The 15,558-nt window shown below is 63.6% G+C and carries 20 protein-coding genes and 1 pseudogene; 17 read left to right on the forward strand and 4 right to left on the reverse strand.

Annotated elements, in window-relative coordinates:
- On the forward strand, positions 1-281 hold a 281-nt coding region (locus tag BLQ03_RS14770; protein WP_090757100.1), incomplete at its 5' end, for a MerR family DNA-binding protein.
- Here the strand turns inward: BLQ03_RS14770 and BLQ03_RS14775 are convergent.
- Positions 278-622, reverse strand: coding sequence for a c-type cytochrome (locus tag BLQ03_RS14775; protein ID WP_425415742.1), 345 nt, complete (start codon positions 620-622; stop codon positions 278-280). The genes BLQ03_RS14770 and BLQ03_RS14775 overlap by 4 nt on opposite strands.
- Positions 623-853: 231 nt before the next feature.
- On the opposite strand from BLQ03_RS14775, the gene BLQ03_RS14780 reads away from it, so the two are divergent.
- From BLQ03_RS14780 to BLQ03_RS14790, 3 genes and pseudogenes are all read left to right on the forward strand, one after another.
- Positions 854-1,054, forward strand: coding sequence for a heavy-metal-associated domain-containing protein (locus BLQ03_RS14780; protein WP_090757102.1), 201 nt, complete (start codon positions 854-856; stop codon positions 1,052-1,054).
- Positions 1,055-1,309: 255 nt separating this feature from the next.
- On the forward strand, positions 1,310-1,747 hold the full coding sequence (locus BLQ03_RS14785; RefSeq protein WP_090757132.1) for a MerR family transcriptional regulator: 438 nt from the start codon (positions 1,310-1,312) through the stop codon (positions 1,745-1,747).
- Positions 1,744-2,078 (forward strand): annotated as a pseudogene (locus BLQ03_RS14790) (YnfA family protein). Before BLQ03_RS14785 ends, BLQ03_RS14790 begins: the two are co-directional and overlap by 4 nt.
- Here the strand turns inward: BLQ03_RS14790 and BLQ03_RS14795 are convergent.
- Both BLQ03_RS14795 and BLQ03_RS19155 read right to left on the reverse strand, forming a co-directional pair.
- On the reverse strand, positions 2,075-2,821 hold the full coding sequence (locus BLQ03_RS14795) for a ZIP family metal transporter (RefSeq protein ID WP_217629769.1): 747 nt from the start codon (positions 2,819-2,821) through the stop codon (positions 2,075-2,077). The pseudogene BLQ03_RS14790 and the gene BLQ03_RS14795 sit on opposite strands and share 4 nt — an antisense overlap.
- A 168-nt stretch (positions 2,822-2,989) precedes the next feature.
- The gene (locus BLQ03_RS19155; RefSeq protein WP_342672028.1) at positions 2,990-3,154 is read right to left on the reverse strand and encodes a MerR family transcriptional regulator; all 165 of its coding nucleotides are present in this window, start codon (positions 3,152-3,154) and stop codon (positions 2,990-2,992) included.
- Positions 3,155-3,265: 111 nt separating this feature from the next.
- Here BLQ03_RS19155 and BLQ03_RS14800 point away from each other — a divergent pair, with 111 nt between their 5' ends.
- From BLQ03_RS14800 to BLQ03_RS14855, 13 genes are all read left to right on the forward strand, one after another.
- The gene (locus BLQ03_RS14800) at positions 3,266-5,521 is read left to right on the forward strand and encodes a heavy metal translocating P-type ATPase (RefSeq protein ID WP_090757103.1); all 2,256 of its coding nucleotides are present in this window, start codon (positions 3,266-3,268) and stop codon (positions 5,519-5,521) included.
- Position 5,522: 1 nt separating this feature from the next.
- Complete coding sequence (locus tag BLQ03_RS14805) at positions 5,523-6,140, forward strand: methyltransferase family protein (protein WP_090757104.1); 618 nt, start codon at positions 5,523-5,525, stop codon at positions 6,138-6,140.
- 115 nt (positions 6,141-6,255) lie between these two features.
- Entirely contained in the window at positions 6,256-6,873 is a 618-nt protein-coding gene (locus BLQ03_RS14810; protein WP_090757133.1) for an SCO family protein, read from the forward strand.
- Complete coding sequence (locus tag BLQ03_RS14815; protein ID WP_175558898.1) at positions 6,870-7,328, forward strand: copper chaperone PCu(A)C; 459 nt, start codon at positions 6,870-6,872, stop codon at positions 7,326-7,328. Before BLQ03_RS14810 ends, BLQ03_RS14815 begins: the two co-directional genes overlap by 4 nt.
- A complete protein-coding gene (locus BLQ03_RS14820) occupies positions 7,325-7,942 on the forward strand; it encodes an SCO family protein (RefSeq protein WP_090757106.1) in 618 nt (205 codons plus the stop codon). The genes BLQ03_RS14815 and BLQ03_RS14820 overlap by 4 nt, the downstream gene beginning before the upstream one ends.
- Positions 7,943-8,021: 79 nt before the next feature.
- Positions 8,022-8,501 carry a signal peptidase II gene (gene lspA / locus BLQ03_RS14825; RefSeq protein ID WP_090757107.1) on the forward strand — a complete coding sequence of 160 codons (480 nt, stop codon included), beginning with the start codon at positions 8,022-8,024 and terminating at the stop codon, positions 8,499-8,501.
- Positions 8,494-8,907: a disulfide bond formation protein B gene (locus BLQ03_RS14830; protein ID WP_245688942.1), complete on the forward strand. Its 414-nt coding sequence runs from the start codon at positions 8,494-8,496 to the stop codon at positions 8,905-8,907. Before lspA ends, BLQ03_RS14830 begins: the two co-directional genes overlap by 8 nt.
- Positions 8,904-9,575: a DsbA family protein gene (locus tag BLQ03_RS14835; RefSeq protein WP_090757109.1), complete on the forward strand. Its 672-nt coding sequence runs from the start codon at positions 8,904-8,906 to the stop codon at positions 9,573-9,575. Before BLQ03_RS14830 ends, BLQ03_RS14835 begins: the two co-directional genes overlap by 4 nt.
- Before the next feature lie 85 nt (positions 9,576-9,660).
- Positions 9,661-10,059 (forward strand): hypothetical protein, encoded by a 399-nt coding sequence (locus tag BLQ03_RS18010; RefSeq protein WP_139166752.1) that lies wholly within the window; start codon positions 9,661-9,663, stop codon positions 10,057-10,059.
- Positions 10,060-10,325: 266 nt separating this feature from the next.
- Positions 10,326-10,988 carry a L,D-transpeptidase gene (locus tag BLQ03_RS14840; protein WP_090757134.1) on the forward strand — a complete coding sequence of 221 codons (663 nt, stop codon included), beginning with the start codon at positions 10,326-10,328 and terminating at the stop codon, positions 10,986-10,988.
- Positions 10,989-11,266: 278 nt separating this feature from the next.
- Complete coding sequence (locus tag BLQ03_RS14845; RefSeq protein WP_425415744.1) at positions 11,267-11,704, forward strand: DUF411 domain-containing protein; 438 nt, start codon at positions 11,267-11,269, stop codon at positions 11,702-11,704.
- A gap of 82 nt (positions 11,705-11,786) precedes the next feature.
- On the forward strand, positions 11,787-12,269 hold the full coding sequence (locus tag BLQ03_RS14850; protein ID WP_245688946.1) for a L,D-transpeptidase family protein: 483 nt from the start codon (positions 11,787-11,789) through the stop codon (positions 12,267-12,269).
- Positions 12,270-12,633: 364 nt separating this feature from the next.
- Positions 12,634-13,959 carry an Nramp family divalent metal transporter gene (locus BLQ03_RS14855; protein ID WP_090757112.1) on the forward strand — a complete coding sequence of 442 codons (1,326 nt, stop codon included), beginning with the start codon at positions 12,634-12,636 and terminating at the stop codon, positions 13,957-13,959.
- Positions 13,960-14,008: 49 nt separating this feature from the next.
- Here BLQ03_RS14855 and BLQ03_RS14860 read toward each other — a convergent pair whose 3' ends face one another.
- On the reverse strand, positions 14,009-15,295 hold the full coding sequence (locus BLQ03_RS14860) for a DUF5930 domain-containing protein (RefSeq protein WP_281201012.1): 1,287 nt from the start codon (positions 15,293-15,295) through the stop codon (positions 14,009-14,011).
- Between the last annotated feature and the right edge of the window lie 263 nt (positions 15,296-15,558).

Raw genomic sequence — 15,558 nt, forward strand, 5'->3', positions numbered from 1 at the left:
TCCACCGGCTGCGCTTCCTGAGCCGTGCGCGACGGCTCGACTTTTCGCTGCAGGACTGCCGCGACCTCCTGATGCTGAACGAGGACACGAGCCGCAGCAGCGCCGACGTGCGCGAGATCGCCGTTCGGAATCTCGCCCAGGTCGACGAGAGGCTGGCTGATCTGTCGCAGCTGCGCACTGCCCTGCAGCAGCTCGTTCAGAGCTGTGCAGGCGACGGGCAGCCGGATTGCTCGATTCTCGATGCTCTGGCAGGAGATTGCACTGTGGCGGGCCGGGCCTAGCCGCCATTCCGCTCGGCCTGGATGGCGCGTATCCGGTCAGGCCAGGTCGACTTGATGAACGCGAGGATGGCGGCGATGTCGCCGTCCGTCAGGATCTCGCCAAAACCCGGCATGCCGGATGTCATGGGCACCCCCATGTCATCCAGAACCGCCTGGCCGCCCCGGCGGATGTAGTCGGTCAGCATGGCGTCGTCATGGTGCCAGGTGTGGCCGGATGCGTCATGCGGCGGGGCAGGGAGAACGCCGCTTTCGTCAGCAACCTGCCAGTCGGGCTGCCCTTCAAGCTGGGCTCCGTGGCAGGTCGCGCAATGCTCGGCATAAAGCCCGGCCCCGCGCTGCACTTTGGCAGTCCTGCTGTAAGTCCATCCCGCCCAGACGACCACGCAAGCGAAGGCCGCGACCAGCAGCCATTTCGCCAAGAGGGAGAGGGCAGACGAAGAGCTTCTGGCCATGACCGCCAGATTGCGGCCGTTCACGCGAAGGTCAACATCTGGAAGTTGTTGGCCCGCCTTGACCTTCCCGCGCTGGAAGCTCCCATCTGCTCAGGCATGAAAAGAGCCAAGGAAGGTCTCATGCGTTTCCATCTCCCCAACATGAGCTGCGGCGGCTGCGCCCGCAGCGTCACCCGCGCCATCCAGTCGGTCGATGCAGATGCCCGTATCGTCATCGATCAGAACCGCCGCGAGGTCGAGCTGGCCAGCGATCTGCCGCGTGAGCGCTTTGCGTCCGCCCTTGCTGCAGCAGGCTACCCTGTGGCGCCGGCAGCAGACTGATCGCCACCCGCAAAGCGCCCAAGGACAGGATTGTCGGCATGGCTACCTATGGTGGGCGCCAAACCCTGGGAGATGTGCTTCGATCCAGGGTCAGCCGTCTCGCTCGCGTCGCTTGGTGTTCGCTCGCTGCAGAGCCTCGTTTTCCCGTACCTTCGCCGTCAGCAAAACCACTTCCATCCCGCTCAGCTAGGCTCGGTTGTTTTTCGGCCTTGGGAAACCTAATGACTCCTGTAGCTAGAGGGTTGGGAGGATATGATGCTCACTATCGGAAAATTGGGCGAAGCGGCCGGAGTGAAGGTTCCAACGATCCGCTACTATGAGCAGATCGGGCTTCTGCCGGCGCCAGAGCGAAGCGCCGGCAACCAGCGGCTCTACGGGCAGTCTGCCCAGGATCGTCTGGCGTTCATCCGCCATGCGCGCGAGCTTGGGTTTCCGCTCGACGCAATCCGCGATCTGCTGAGCCTCTCGGACAGACCGGATCAGTCCTGTGCAGCCGCCGACATTATTGCGAAGGAGCAACTCGCCGCTGTCGAGGCGCGCATCGCGCGCCTGGCGGCGCTGAAAGCGGAGTTGGAGCGGATGATCGCGCAATGTGCTCAAGGGACTATTGCCAGTTGCCGAGTCATCGAGGTGCTGAGCGATCATTCGCTCTGTGCGCAAGATCATCACGCGCGCATCGTGGCGGCTGAATGACTTCGCTGCCTACCCTTGCGATCTATGCCGGTGCAGCCTTGGCCGAGATCAGCGGCTGTTTCGCCGTATGGGCATGACTCAGATCCGGCGCATCGGCGCTCTGGCTTGTTCCCGGCGCGGCCGCACTGGCAGCTTTCGCCTGGCTTCTGACGCTCGCTCCGGTCGATGCAGCTGGAAGGGCCTACGCTGCTTATGGTGGGATCTACATTACTGCCTCTCTTGTCTGGCTGTGGAGCGTCGAAGGCAGCGGCCGGATGTTTGGGACATCAGTGGCGCGGTCATTTGCTTGTTCGGGGCAGGCCTGATCCTGTTCGGGGCGAGGCCAGCCTAACCGCCAGGAGAAAGCGCGTCCCCCGATCGCACTGCTTCGGTCTGGACTGGATCATGCAAATCCTCCCCAAGAACCGTCTCCAGACCAGCCGAGACAAGAATGAAGAGTGCAAGGCCGCCAACGAAGGCAAGGACGGAGCCACGCGTATCCTCTCGCGCCTCATGTGCCTCATTCAGCATGTCCTCGACAGCGGCGACCGAAAGCAGACCGGCAGCGAAGGCGAGCGCAGCGAGTTTCGCCGAATCCGGCGCTCCGCGAAGCAGCAGGTAAGCCAGAAGTGCTGCCGCAACGCAGTACAGGATGAAGGAAGCCGAGAGCATGATCCGGCGCTTTCTCGGCACGCCGTTCTCGCGCAGATTCGCCACCGCTGCGAAGCCCTCGGGCATATCGGCAAGCACCTGACCCGCAGCAAGCGTCAGGCCGAATGCCAAGGAGACGGCCGTCCCGCTTCCGAGCATCAAGCCGTCTGCCGTCAAGTCCACGGCAACCGCAACATAGATCATCCACATGCTGGTGCGATCCGTGTCGGTGCCCTTCCTCCGCTGCAGTTGCTCGACGCCTGTCTCGATCAGAACGTAGGCGACCCCACCCGCCCCGACGGCCAAAGCGATCCACCACCCGGCGAGGCCGTCGAGCGCCGCCGGGAGAAGTTCGGCTGCGACGATGCCGATCACGATCCCGGACGCTGCGTGGAGCGCAAGGTTGAGCATGCGCGGCGACGCGCCTCCAAACTCGGCAAGCATGCCGCCCGCGAAGTTCCCAAGACCGGGTAGTAGCGCAAGCAGGAGGACAGCCCATATTTCCATAGCTCTGGCGTCTCACGATCAGTTGTTCGCAGAACGCGTAATCAGCCTAGATGGTTCTTGCCTGCTTTGGCTCTGCCTTGAGCATCTCGACCTCGCGGACGGCTTTCAGCGGAAAGACCAACTCGCGGCGTGGCGAATAAAGTAAAGTCGCTCAAAGGCCTTGGACCCCGTGGAGCCGGAGGTTGTCCGGCTGCGCTCGTCCTCAGGCAGCAGGCCGAACTGCTCATAGTAGCGGATCGTGGGAATCTTCACCCGGGTCGCTTTGCCCAACTTTCCGTTCGAAAATCATCATCTGCCCTCTTGAACCTCTAGTAGCTAGAGGAGCTAGGTCATGACCCGGATGCGAATCAAGGACGCCGTTCCGGCGCAGAAAGGGTCATCATGGCTGTGGAGGATCAGGCAGGCGAGCGCCGCGAGTGGACCGTGTCGGGCATGGACTGCGGGTCCTGCGCCATCAAGGTGCGAGGCGCTGTGGAGCGGTTGCCCGGCGTGAGCCAGGTAAACATCGCCACCATGACCGAGCGGCTGTCCCTCACGCTCGATCCCATACAGACGCCGCCCGAGAAGGTGGAGGCGGCCGTGAAGTCCTTGGGCTACGGCATCGCGCCGCGCGGCACGGTGAAGGAGCGCAAGCCCTTCGTTCTGCCATCAGGTGCCGCAGGAGCACCCCAAGCTGGTTCATCCGATATCGAGGCCAATCCCTTCGACGAGCGGGTCCGTGATCTGCCAGAGGACCGCGAGGACGATCCCGCTGAGCGGGAGCAGCCCTGGTGGCGCCGGTCCAAGGGTCAGCTTGTCATCGTCACGGGGCTCCTGCTGGCAGGGGCATGGGGGTTCGAGTTACTGACCTCGGCCGAGGTGGGCCGCTGGGCTTTCATCCTGGCCACGCTGATTGGACTCGCGCCGGTGGCGCGGCGGGCCTTCGCGGCCGCACGCATGGGCCAGCCCTTCACCATCGAGATGCTTATGACCATCGCGGCTGCGGGGGCGCTGGTCATCGATGCGGCCGAGGAGGCGGCGCTCGTGGTGTTCCTGTTCGCCGTGGGTGAGGTCCTGGAAGGGGTGGCCGCCAATCGGGCCCGAGCCAGCATCCGCGCGCTCTCGGACCTTGTGCCGAAGACAGCGCTTCTTGAGGTGAACGGCACCACGCGCCAGGTGGCCGCGGCCTCGCTGCAGGTCGGGCAGGTCGTGCTCGTGCGTCCAGGCGACCGGATCCCGGCGGATGGCGAGATTCTGGAGGGCACCTCGGGTGTGGACGAGAGCCCGGTGACGGGCGAGAGCGTGCCCAATACCAAGGGTCCGGGCGAGCCGGTCTTCGCCGGCTCGATCAATGCCGAAGCCACGCTGCGCCTGCGCGTGACCCGTGCGGCCGAGGACAACACCATCGCCCGCATCATCCGCCTCGTGGAAGAGGCCGAGAGCGCCCGCGCACCCACGGAGCGCTTCATCGACCGCTTCAGCCGGGTCTACATGCCGGCCGTGGTGGGGGTGGCGCTGCTCGTCGTCCTCGTCCCGCCACTGGCCTTCGGCCAGGATTGGGGAACCTGGATCTATCGCGGGCTGGCGCTCCTGCTCATCGGCTGCCCCTGCGCACTGGTGATCTCGGTGCCGGCCTCCATCGCCTCGGCCCTCTCCTCGGGGGCACGGCGCGGGCTCCTGATGAAGGGGGGCGCGGTGATCGAGGCCACGGCCAAGATCTCCCGTGTAGCTTACGACAAGACGGGTACGCTGACGGTGGGACGGCCTCAGGTCACCGACGTGGTCCCGCTCAGTGCGGACGCGCCCGAACTCCTAGCCGTGGCCGCCGCCGTCGAGGCCGGGTCGAGCCACCCCTTGGCCGAGGCGATTTCTGCGCGGGCCGAGGCGGAGGGTGTTCAACCGCTGCCCTCATCGGGCGGCAAGGCGCTTCCTGGCAAGGGGGTGGAGGCCTTGGTCGCGGGGGAGCGGGCTTGGGTCGGCTCGCCCCGCTTCGCCGCCGCCGAAATGGGTGTGCTCGATAGCGAGGGCATCCGCCGGGCCACGGCGCTCGAGGAAGAGGGCAAGACGGTGGTGGTCGTGTTCCGCCCGCGCCATGCCCTCGGCCTTCTGGCGCTGCGGGACGAGCCGCGCGCGGACGCCCGCGAAGGCATTCGCCAGCTCAAGGATCTCGGCGTCACCTCGGTCATGCTGACGGGCGACAACGCCCGCACCGCGGCCGCGATCGCCGGCAGTCTCGGCATGGAGCACCGCGCCGAGCTGATGCCCGATGACAAGGTCGCGGAGGTCCGGGCCATGGCCGAGGCGGGCGGCGTCATGATGGTGGGCGACGGGATCAACGATGCCCCAGCCCTGGCGACGGCAAGCGTCGGCGTAGCCATGGGCTCAGGCACCGACGTGGCGCTCGAGACGGCGGATGCGGCACTGCTCAGGAACCGCGTGACGGACGTGGCCGCCCAGATCCGTCTCGCGCGTGCTGCCATGGGCAACATCCGCCAGAACGTTGCCATCGCGCTGGGGCTCAAGGGGGTGTTCCTGGTTACGACCGTGCTGGGTTTCACCGGCCTCTGGATCGCCATCCTCGCGGACACGGGCGCCACCGTACTCGTGACGCTGAACGCGCTCAGGCTCCTGGCCTTCAACCCTGAGCGGGAGGCATAGCGTGACGATCTTCGGCTTCGCCACTCTGGGGGTCTTGGCGCTTTATCTTGCGCTGTTCCTCCTGTCCTCAAACTGGGCCGCGCGCGCCGCAGGGCGTCCGGTCTGGCTCTTCGGCCGCGCCACGGGGCGAGACCGCGTCGCCGCTTTGGGCTTCAGGGCGGCCTTCGGGCTAGCCTTTGTCGGGCCGCTCCTCCAGATGGCCGTCCCTGCGCTCTCCGAGGCTGACCCCCTCTGGATGGAGCCCGACAGGCCTCTCTGGAGCCTGCCGGGGCACCTCCTGGCTGTCCTCGGCGCGATGCTTGCCTGGGCCGGTCAGGTCGGCATGGGCACCTCATGGCGCGTGGGCGTGGCGGAGGACGCTTTGGGTGAGTTGGTCACCGAAGGACTGTTCCGCGTGTCGCGCAATCCGGTTTTCACGGGGCAGGTTCTGCTTCTGGGCGGCGTGGCGCTGTCCATTCCAGCGGTCCTGACATGGATGGCGGTTCTCCTCTTCTGGCTCTCCGCCCGGGGGCAGATCATGAGCGAGGAGCGGCTCCTCGAGACGCGCTTCGGAGAGGCTTACCGCACCTACCGCGCCCGGGTACCACGGTGGATCAGCCCCATGCCCGGCAGGATCTGAGGCAATTGCTTGCCGACACATGGCCGCTCGCCGTGAGGGCGCGCTGGTTGCGACGAAATGTTCATCAAAGGCTTGAGGTCTTACGGCATGGCCTCATCCGGAGTAGATGCCCGTCATGAAACTGACTCTTGCACAAAAGATCTTGTGGGTCGCGGCCGCGCTTGCGCTGGTTGCCTTCGCTGCCCTTGTCTGGACCGGTGGCCTGCGCACGAGCAGTTCGGAGGAATCGGCGCAGCAGGCCTTCCGCCCTGAGTTCCGGCTGGAGGACGCGGCCGGTCGCCCTGTGACGAGCGAGGACTTCCGCGGGCGCTACCGGCTGGTGTTCTTTGGCTTCACGAACTGCCCGGACGTCTGCCCCACCACCCTCTCAGAGGTTGCGCAGGTGATGGATGGTCTCGGGTCCCAGGCCGATCGGGTGCAGCCGCTCTTCCTCTCCGTGGATCCCGAGCGCGACGCTGGGGCGGAGCTGGCTGAGTTTACCTCGGCGTTCCACCCGTCCATCTTGGGCCTGGCTGGCAGCCCCGAGGCGACGCAGGCCGCCGCCGAGAGCTTTAAAATCTTCTTCGCGCGCGAAGACGATGCGACCGCCCCGGATGGCTACAGCATGGCGCACGCCTCCGCGCTCTACCTCATCGGCCCCGATGGCGACTGGCTGCGCCAGTATGAGTACGGCATGCCCGCGACCGACATCCTCGCAGACCTCCAGAACCGCCTCGAAGGATCATTGCCATGAAGCTCCCTGTTGCTGCCGTCCTTGCCTTCGCCCTCTCCGCCGGCCTCGTCCACGCCGAACCTGTTCGGCAGGGCGACCTTGAGATTGATGCGGCCTGGGCGCGCGCCTCGATCGGCACCTCGCGGCCGGGCGCCGCCTACTTCACCGTCCGCAATCTCGGTGACGAGGCCGACCGCCTGACCGGTCTGTCCTCGCCAGTATCCGCCATGCCCATGCTGCACGAGACCACCGTCTCCGAGGGCGTCTCCCGGATGGCCCATGTGGAGGCGGCCGAGATCCCCGCCGGCGGCGAACTCACGCTCGAGTCGGGCGGCATGCACGTCATGCTGATGGAGCTGACCACGCCTCTCAAGGAGGGCGCTACCTTTCCGCTGACGCTCACCTTCGAGTCCGGGGGTGAGATCACGGTGGAGGTGCCGGTGTTCGGGCCGGGCGCCACGGGACCTGCGGAATGAGCCTCTCGCGCCGGCTCCTTCTCGGCGCAGGTGCGGTCACGGCACTCGGCGCCGGCACGCTGGGTCTGGGCTGGTGGCAAGTGGACGGACCCGGCGCGGCGGGGCCGGCGAGCCTTTCCCCCATCCTGCCTCGGCCGTTGAGCGAGATGGACGTCACCCTCACGGACCATCGAGGCCGGCGCGTGACGATCTCGGACTGGGCCGGGCGGCCGAGCCTGGTGTTCTTCGGCTTCACCTACTGCCCGGAGGTCTGCCCCACGACGCTGAGCGACATCTCGCTCTGGCTCGATGGCCTCGGTGCCGCGGCCGACCGGCTCAACGTGGCGCTCATTACCGTCGACCCTGAGCGCGACACGGTCGCGGCCTTGGCTGACTACCTCACCTACTTCGACCCGCGCATAACAGGCCACACCGGCACCCCCGAGGAGATCGCGAGAGCGACCGAGGCGTTCCGAGTCCGGGTCGAGAGGCAACCCCTTGGCGAGGACGACTACACCATGGACCACACTTCGGGCGTGTTCCTGTTCCGCGCAGACGGAAGCTTCGGCAGCATCATCGACTACCACGAGGATCGCGCCTTCGCCCTGCCGAAGATCCGGCGCGTCCTGACTTGAGCACAAACTGCAAGGATTTATCTATGCTTCTCACCTCGGGCGCCTCCTGGCGGATCGGCTGGCAGAAGGAAGTTGCGTGATGCGTTGGCGCTCCTTCATCGGTCTCGCTGTTCTGGTGTTCGTTCTTGACCAAGGGACCAAGGCCGCGGCTCTGGCAGTACTCGACTACCGCGTACCGGTACCTGTCTTTCCCGGGTTCAACCTGACGCTCGGTTTCAATACCGGCGCAAGCTTCGGCATGCTCTACAATATCATGGCCGATAAGCCGATGGTCATGGCCGCACTGACCAGTGCGCTGACCGTCTTTCTCGCCTGTATGGGCCTCAGGGCGCGGCTGCCTCTGGAACGCGCGGGCTTCGCGCTGATCGTCGGAGGCGCGTGCGGCAACATCCTCGACCGGCTGCGCCACGGCGCGGTGACCGACTTTCTGGATTTCTACTGGCGCGACTGGAGCTGGCCCACCTTCAACGGCGCCGATGTCGCGATCTTCCTTGGCGCAGCCGCCATTCTGACAGCTGGTATGAAGCGCCTCCCAAAGACCGGAGCCTCTGTTGGCTGACTTCAATACGCGGCACACCTTTGCCTTCCTAGTCGCGCTTCTGGCTACATTCTCGGCGCTTTTCATCGGCGAGGTGCTGGGTCAGCTGCCTTGCACCCTTTGCTGGTATCAGCGCATCGCCATGTTCCCCTTGGCACCTGTCCTTGGTGTCGCCCTCTGGACCGGCGATCCGCGCGGGCGGCTTTATGCTCTGCCGCTGGCAATCTCAGGGCTCGTGATCGCCGCATGGCATTCAGGCCTCTACGCCGGATGGATCCCCGAGCCTGTGCTGCCTTGCACGGCGAATGGCCCCTCCTGCACCGACCGAGCCGGGCAGAGCATCCTCGGACTGCCGATTCCCTTCCTGTCGCTCGCGGCCTTTGCCGCGATCACTCTGCTTCTTCTTCCAAAAGGACGATCCGCATGAACCGACGCAGCCTCGTTCTGAGCGTATCAGCTCTTGGTGTTGCCGCCTTCGCCGGCGGTTCCTGGTTGGTCAGGGACAGGCAGGCCCGCGAAGCGGCCGCCGAAGCCGACGCGCGCACCGCGGCCATCCCTGATCCTAATGCGCTTCTTGTGCGTCCCACGGCGCCCGTCCTTGGACCGGAAGACGCGCCGGTCACCCTCGTCGAATTCTTCGATCCTTCCTGCGAGGCGTGCCGCGCCTTTCATCCGGTGCTGAAACAGTTGCGTGCTGAATTTCCAGATAGTCTGCGCATCGTCATGCGCTATGCAGCATTCCATCAGGGCTCAGATGAGGCTGTGGCAATTCTGGAGGCTGCGCGGCGCCAAAACATGTTCGAGCCAGTGCTGAATGCAGTGCTCGAGAGCCAGCCGGCTTGGGCCCGGCATGACAGGCCGAATCTGGACATCGCCTGGGATGCAGCTGAAGCGGCGGGCCTCAACATCTCCACCCGCGACATCGAGACGAAATATCCCGCAACTGTCGCGATCCTGACGCAGGATCGGGCGGATATTGAGGCTCTCGGTGTCCGTGCCACCCCGACCTTCTACCTTGATGGCCTACAGTTGACCAATGTCAGCCTCAAGAGCCTAGCGGAGTCGGTACGGCAGGCGGTGACCGAGGCAACATGACGAAAATAGTCCAGTGTCTCCGGACCGTTTCCGTGCCCGGCTTGCAGCCCCAACTTCCTTCACACGGTTTTGCTATCGAGCCTTGATGGACACCAAGCTCTCGACTGGTTACCTTGCCGCCATGCTGCGCATGTTAGTGGTTATCCTCGCCGCTCTCACATTGAATGTCGCATTGCTTGCAGCGGCGGCACATAGCGCGGGCGTGGACTCATGGCAGGCGGTTCAAGAGATGCCGGAAGGGTCGAGCGGGGAAGCTTCTCTAGTCTACACGGACTCCTTGTCTTGCACGTTTCAAGGCGAGCCTGAGAAGGGTGGCACGGCCTGTGACTGGGCCTGTTCGGCACTCACAGCCATTACTCCAGATTTTTCAGCGAAGTCCTCAGTACAGGTTGCAGTAAAAGCCCGATCTTTGCTTTCTGCATTGAGCTTGAGCGGGATTAATCCACCCTTGCAAGAGCGGCCTCCCAAACTTCGTACTGCCTGAACGAGCGCCATATCGGAGCGTAATCTACCGATGCCCTGAGCTATACCGCGGCCAGTTCCACTAGCTGCCGCTGGATGTGGTTCCTTGGGACCGGAGAGCACCCCTGTGCAATCAGAACGGACCCGCCAAAAGCATGCGGACATCCAGCTTCTGACACCACGACTCTAATCGCGATGATACTCCATGAGCGCTTTTAGAAGCCGCGCGTCAATTGGCCCGAGCTCCGAGCCAAACTGAGATGAATAAAAAAAAATTGGGCAGTGATTATGAAGAAGCATGGACTTGCAGATCTTGGCCTGAGCCGCCGAAGCTTTGTCGTTGGGATTTTGGGAGCTGGCTATGCCGTAGCCGGCGCCAATGCGCAGCAAATCGACCCCAGCACCGGTCTTCCCGTCTACGGCAACACCGAGCAGGGCCGCGCACCCGATGTAGGCGTGTATCAGATCGATCCCAATGCTGATAACCGTCGCAACATCTCGTCTTTCCGCTCCAGGCACTGGAGCGATTTCTTCAGCAACATAGGTGTCGGTGTGGTCCTCGCCGATATATCTTCGAAGGCGCTGCACTACTGGAACGCCGACGAGACTATTCATCGGATTTATCCGTGTTCAATTCCTGTATCCGAAGATTTGACCAAGCGTGGCCTGACAGAAATCGTTCGCAAGGCCAAGAATCCCCCTTGGACGCCGACCCCTGACATGCGCCGGCGTAACCCAGACTTGCCACAACGTGTAGAGGGTGGTGACCCTGAAAATCCGCTTGGACCTTACGGCCTGTATCTTTCGTGGCCAGCCTATCTGATTCATGGCACCCATGACACCAGGAAGATCGGCCGACGGTCCTCCAATGGATGCTACGGGCTGTTTAATGAGCATATCACTGAACTATATGGAATGGCTAAGGTCGGAACTCAGGTTGCCGTTTTCTAAAGCTGGTCGTGCGGCAGATCATCTGGAGGCGCCGCCTTCTCTAAGAACAACCGGCCGAACCAGGAAGGTTCGGCCGCAATAAAGAAAGACCAAACATGCACGTCCCTGTAGAGCACACAAAGGCTGGTCGCCGAGTGCGTGCCGCCCGCGATCCGATGACAGAACCGAGCCCACCAGCATCGTGGAGAGGTCAGTTCCTCTGCGCTGCTGACCAAGGAGTCCGAAAGAAGAAAAACCGCACCGTTCTGGCGATCGCAACTCACGTCAGCCTGTCTACGTTGATCTTGCTGGGTACGTATGGTGCAGGGGCTGCTGAGACGCAGGACACAGGCATACATGTCGTCGAGGGCGTCGGATGCGAGTGCTGCGTAAAATGGACAGAATATCTTCGTGAAAACGGCTTCACTGTCACTTCGGAAAAGAGCCTTGGCACTCTTCTGATTCAACACAAGATTGATTTGGGCGTCCCAATATCTCACCAATCCTGCCATACCGGTCAGGTAGAGGGCTACTTTCTGGAAGGTCATGTGCCGGCCGCCGACATCCGAAGGTTGCTGCAGGAGCGTCCGGATGCGGCCGGTCTTGCAGTGCCTGGCATGCCATATGGCAGCCCGGGCATGGGCCCGGAAGCTAAGCGTGAGGCCTATGACGTCCTTCTAGTCCGCAAGGACGGCAGCAGCGAGGTATTCACTAGCTACTCTGCGGCTAACCAGTGACTCAGCTCCATAAATTACGTCTTTCTACCGGATTTCGGAGTATCTCTGCATGGCGAGACTGAGTCGACGTGGGTTTTCGCTGATGGCCTTTGCTGCATTGGCAGCGTGTGGAGTTCGAAAGCCACGGCTCAAGCACTACTCTGGACCACCGGTCACACAGGTCGTTGTCTATAAGGGGCGGCGCCATATGTATTTGTTGAGTGGCAATACCGTGTTGAAGTCTTATGACTTCGGACTAGGCTTTCAACCGCTAGGTCATAAGCAGTTCGAAGGTGACGGCAAGACACCTGAGGGACTTTATTTCGTGGATCGCTTCAATCCTCAAAGCCGCTATCATCTTTCAGTCGGGATTTCTTATCCGAACGAGCGTGATCGAGAGTATGCAGCGCAATTCAATCTCAGTCCTGGGAGTGACATCATGTTCCATGGACGCGGCCCGGAAGGGAACAGGTTGGTCCAAGGGAAGCCGGACTGGACCGCTGGCTGCATTGCCGTCCGCGATGATGAGATCGAAGATATCTACGCCATGCTGCAGCCGGGTGTACCAGTCATGATCTATCCGTAAGCAACAGAGCAACGCTGACCGACCCAAATCTGAAAGGCCCGCCGGAGGGAGTAAACTAGCGTCGAACCCGTTAGCGATTGGCGCGCTGGTGTCGCCAAGCACGCTCGTTGCGAAGCGGCCTTCTGCAATGGCGACGTTGACGACGAGGATGATGTAGAGCGTGGCGCACCTCAGGTGACCTCGGACCAGTCCAGCAAGCTTCAGTGCAGGCGGCGCGTGTTGTGTTGCGAGCAACTGCGCACGAGCGCTTCATGCAGCGCATTCGCCCGCACTGGCAGCATCGGGCGACTAAGCCGTCGATTGACAGCCAAATTCGTGGCGGCGTAGACATTGCACTTGATAATCACTCGCAGGACGAATCGCTATGCCCGTTGTCGATGGCTGGCGCGAGCGCTCCAGCACGCCCTCGTTATCCGAGGTGTTCCGTTCCATCGCCGTGCCCGTGGGTGTTACGCCATTCCGGCGATTCCTGGCCTTCGTCGGACCAGGCTACCTTGTGGCCGTGGGCTATATGGACCCAGGCAACTGGGCGACGAGCCTCGCAGGCGGCGCGGCCTTCGGCTACCAACTCCTATTCATCGCGCTGCTCAGCAATGTCATGGCGATCCTGTTGCAGTCGCTCTGCGCGCGGCTCGCCGTAGCGTCAGGGCGAGACCTTGCGCAGGCCTGCCGGGACGCCTACCCACGCTGGGTGTCGGTGCCGCTCTGGGTTCTGGCCGAGGGCGCCATCATCGCCACCGACCTCGCCGAGGTGATTGGCACGGCCATCGGCCTGAACCTCCTGTTTGGAATCCCGCTCGAGATCGGGGTCTTCATCACGGCAGCCGACGTGTTCCTGATCCTGTGGTTGCAGACGCGGGGATTCCGCTGGGTCGAGGCATTCATCGTCGCGCTTCTGGGCGTCATCGCCGCCTGCTTTGCTGTACAGATCGCCATGGCGGACCCGGACTGGGGGGCGGTGATCCGCGGCTTCGCGCCGACGACCCAGATCGTGCTGAACGACCAGATGCTCTACTTGTCGCTCGGCATTATCGGAGCGACCGTGATGCCCCACAATCTCTATCTCCACTCGGGGATCGTGCAGACGCGCGCCTTCGGGCGGGACGAGGCCTCCAAGCGCCAGGCGCTCCGGCTCGCCACGTGGGATTCGACCATCGCGTTGATGTTCGCGCTGACAGTCAACGCCTCGATCCTGATCTTGGCGGCGGCAACCTTCCACGCCAGCGGACAGACCGATGTAGCCGACATCGACCGGGCGCATGTACTCTTGGAGCCGGTCCTGGGTTCGGCCCTGGCGCCCACGCTCTTCGGCGTGGCGCTCCTTTGCTGCGGCCTCAACTCCACGGTGACGGCCACCATGGCGGGCCAGATCGTCATGGAGGGCTTCATCCGGCTGCGCCTCGCGGCCTGGGCGCGGCGCCTGGTGACGCGGCTCATCGCCATTGTCCCGGCGGTCGCCGTGATCCTGTGGCTTGGCGCGGGGGAACTTGGGCGCCTCCTGATCCTCAGCCAGGTCGTGCTGAGCTTCCAACTCCCCTTCGCCATTGTGCCGCTGGTGATGTTCACGGCGTCAAAGGCCAAGATGGGCCCGCTGGTAGCGCCGCACTGGCTCACGGCCGTCTGCGCGCTGATCGCGGCAGTAATTATCGCGCTCAACATCAATCTGCTCGCCACGGTCATCCTCGATTGACCACGCCTGGGCCGGATGGCGAGCACGCCGGAGGAGCGCGCTGGCCCGCTCAGAGGAGGTCCCGGCCGGCGCGGATATAGCGCATCGGATCGACCGCCTGGCCGTTCACGCGCACCTCGTAGTGGAGGTGGGGTCCCGTCGAGCGGCCCGAGTTGCCCATGTCGCCGATCCGCGCGCCGCGCGCGACCTCCTGGCCCACCTTGACGCGGATGGCGTTGAGGTGCGGGTAGCGGGTCTCCAGACCGAAGGGGTGCTTGACGATGATGATCCGTCCGTAACCGTTCTGCCAACCAGCGAACGTGACGACCCCGTCGGCCGTGGCGTAGACAGGAGTGCCGACAGGCCCTGCCATGTCCACGCCTTTGTGCATTCGGCCCCAGCGCCGGCCGAAGGGCGAGGTGAACCGGAAGTCGTCCTGTACCGGCATGGCGAGTGGGACGGATTCAAGAGCCAAGCGGTAGTGGTCAAGTTCGTCGATCCGGTCGACAATGCGGTTCGCGCGTACAATCGCGTCCTCTAGCGGGGCCATGCCCATCGTGGAGACCGCGACAGAAACCAATGCTTCTTCCTGGGCCGAGTGGCTATCTCGGACGGAGTCGAGCAGCGCGTCCGAGTCAAGGCCCGCCGCACGGAGCATCCCGTCAAGCGGTTCGACCGAGACGACCAGAGCGTCCTCGATCTGCCGCAGGATTCGATCGCTCTCCTCTCCCCTCTGCCACAACTCGAACTCCAACTCGCCGGCGAGGCGAACGGCCTCATTGGCCTTGGCGGCGGCCTGGTCACGCTCGCCCACCGTCTCGGTCAGGGCGAGGGTCAGTAAGTCGAGCATGCCGGCGAGTTCGTCCGCCTTCTGGTCCTGCAAAGCAGTCAACGCAGACAGTGCCGCATCGCGCTCGTCCATCGCACGGCGCAGAGTGGTCTGGGCTGCCTGGAGCTCGCTCTCCATCTCGCGGCGTCGGGTCTCGAGCGCGAGAAGGCTGCTCTGCATCGACGAGACATGCTCCATGGCGGCTGCAAACCGCTCTTGGGCGGCGAGCGCTTCCATCGCCTGTTGGTCGCGCTCTTTTCCGAGTGCGAGCGCGCGTTCCTCAAAGATCGCCTGCTCTCGCTCGGCCTGCCCGCGTACGTTTGCGGAACTGATCGAGTCCAGGATTAGGACGGACGTGACCGTCAGGCACCACACTATTAGGGATGCCTTACCAGCCTGCGCGAGGGCATACCTTGCAGGGCTTAGGCGAACGAACCGGGCATTGTTGCCGAACCGGATGAACAATCTTCGCTTAGGAAAGACACATCTGACAAGCGTGCGCAGTTCCCGGATTGATCGGAAGGTCAATGCCCTTGCCCCAGTTCGACGCCGCTCTGCTCGGCCGTCTGGGGGGCGGCCTAATTCGGACGCATCCACATCGCAACCACCTGTGAGCCGACAAGAGCGGGAAGATGCACAAGTGGGCGGAAGACCGCCAACGTCAATTTGCTCTCGGAGGAAGGGCGCGCAGATATTCGCCCGCGGTGCAGAGCCCGCGGAACAACGGTATGTCGGAGGTGGACGCGCTGGACGCGCTACCTCAAGGGCACCTATGATAATTCATTTTATGT

Origin of the sequence: Paracoccus chinensis (assembly GCF_900102885.1) — a bacterium.
In the GTDB taxonomy this organism is placed as follows: domain Bacteria; phylum Pseudomonadota; class Alphaproteobacteria; order Rhodobacterales; family Rhodobacteraceae; genus Paracoccus; species Paracoccus chinensis.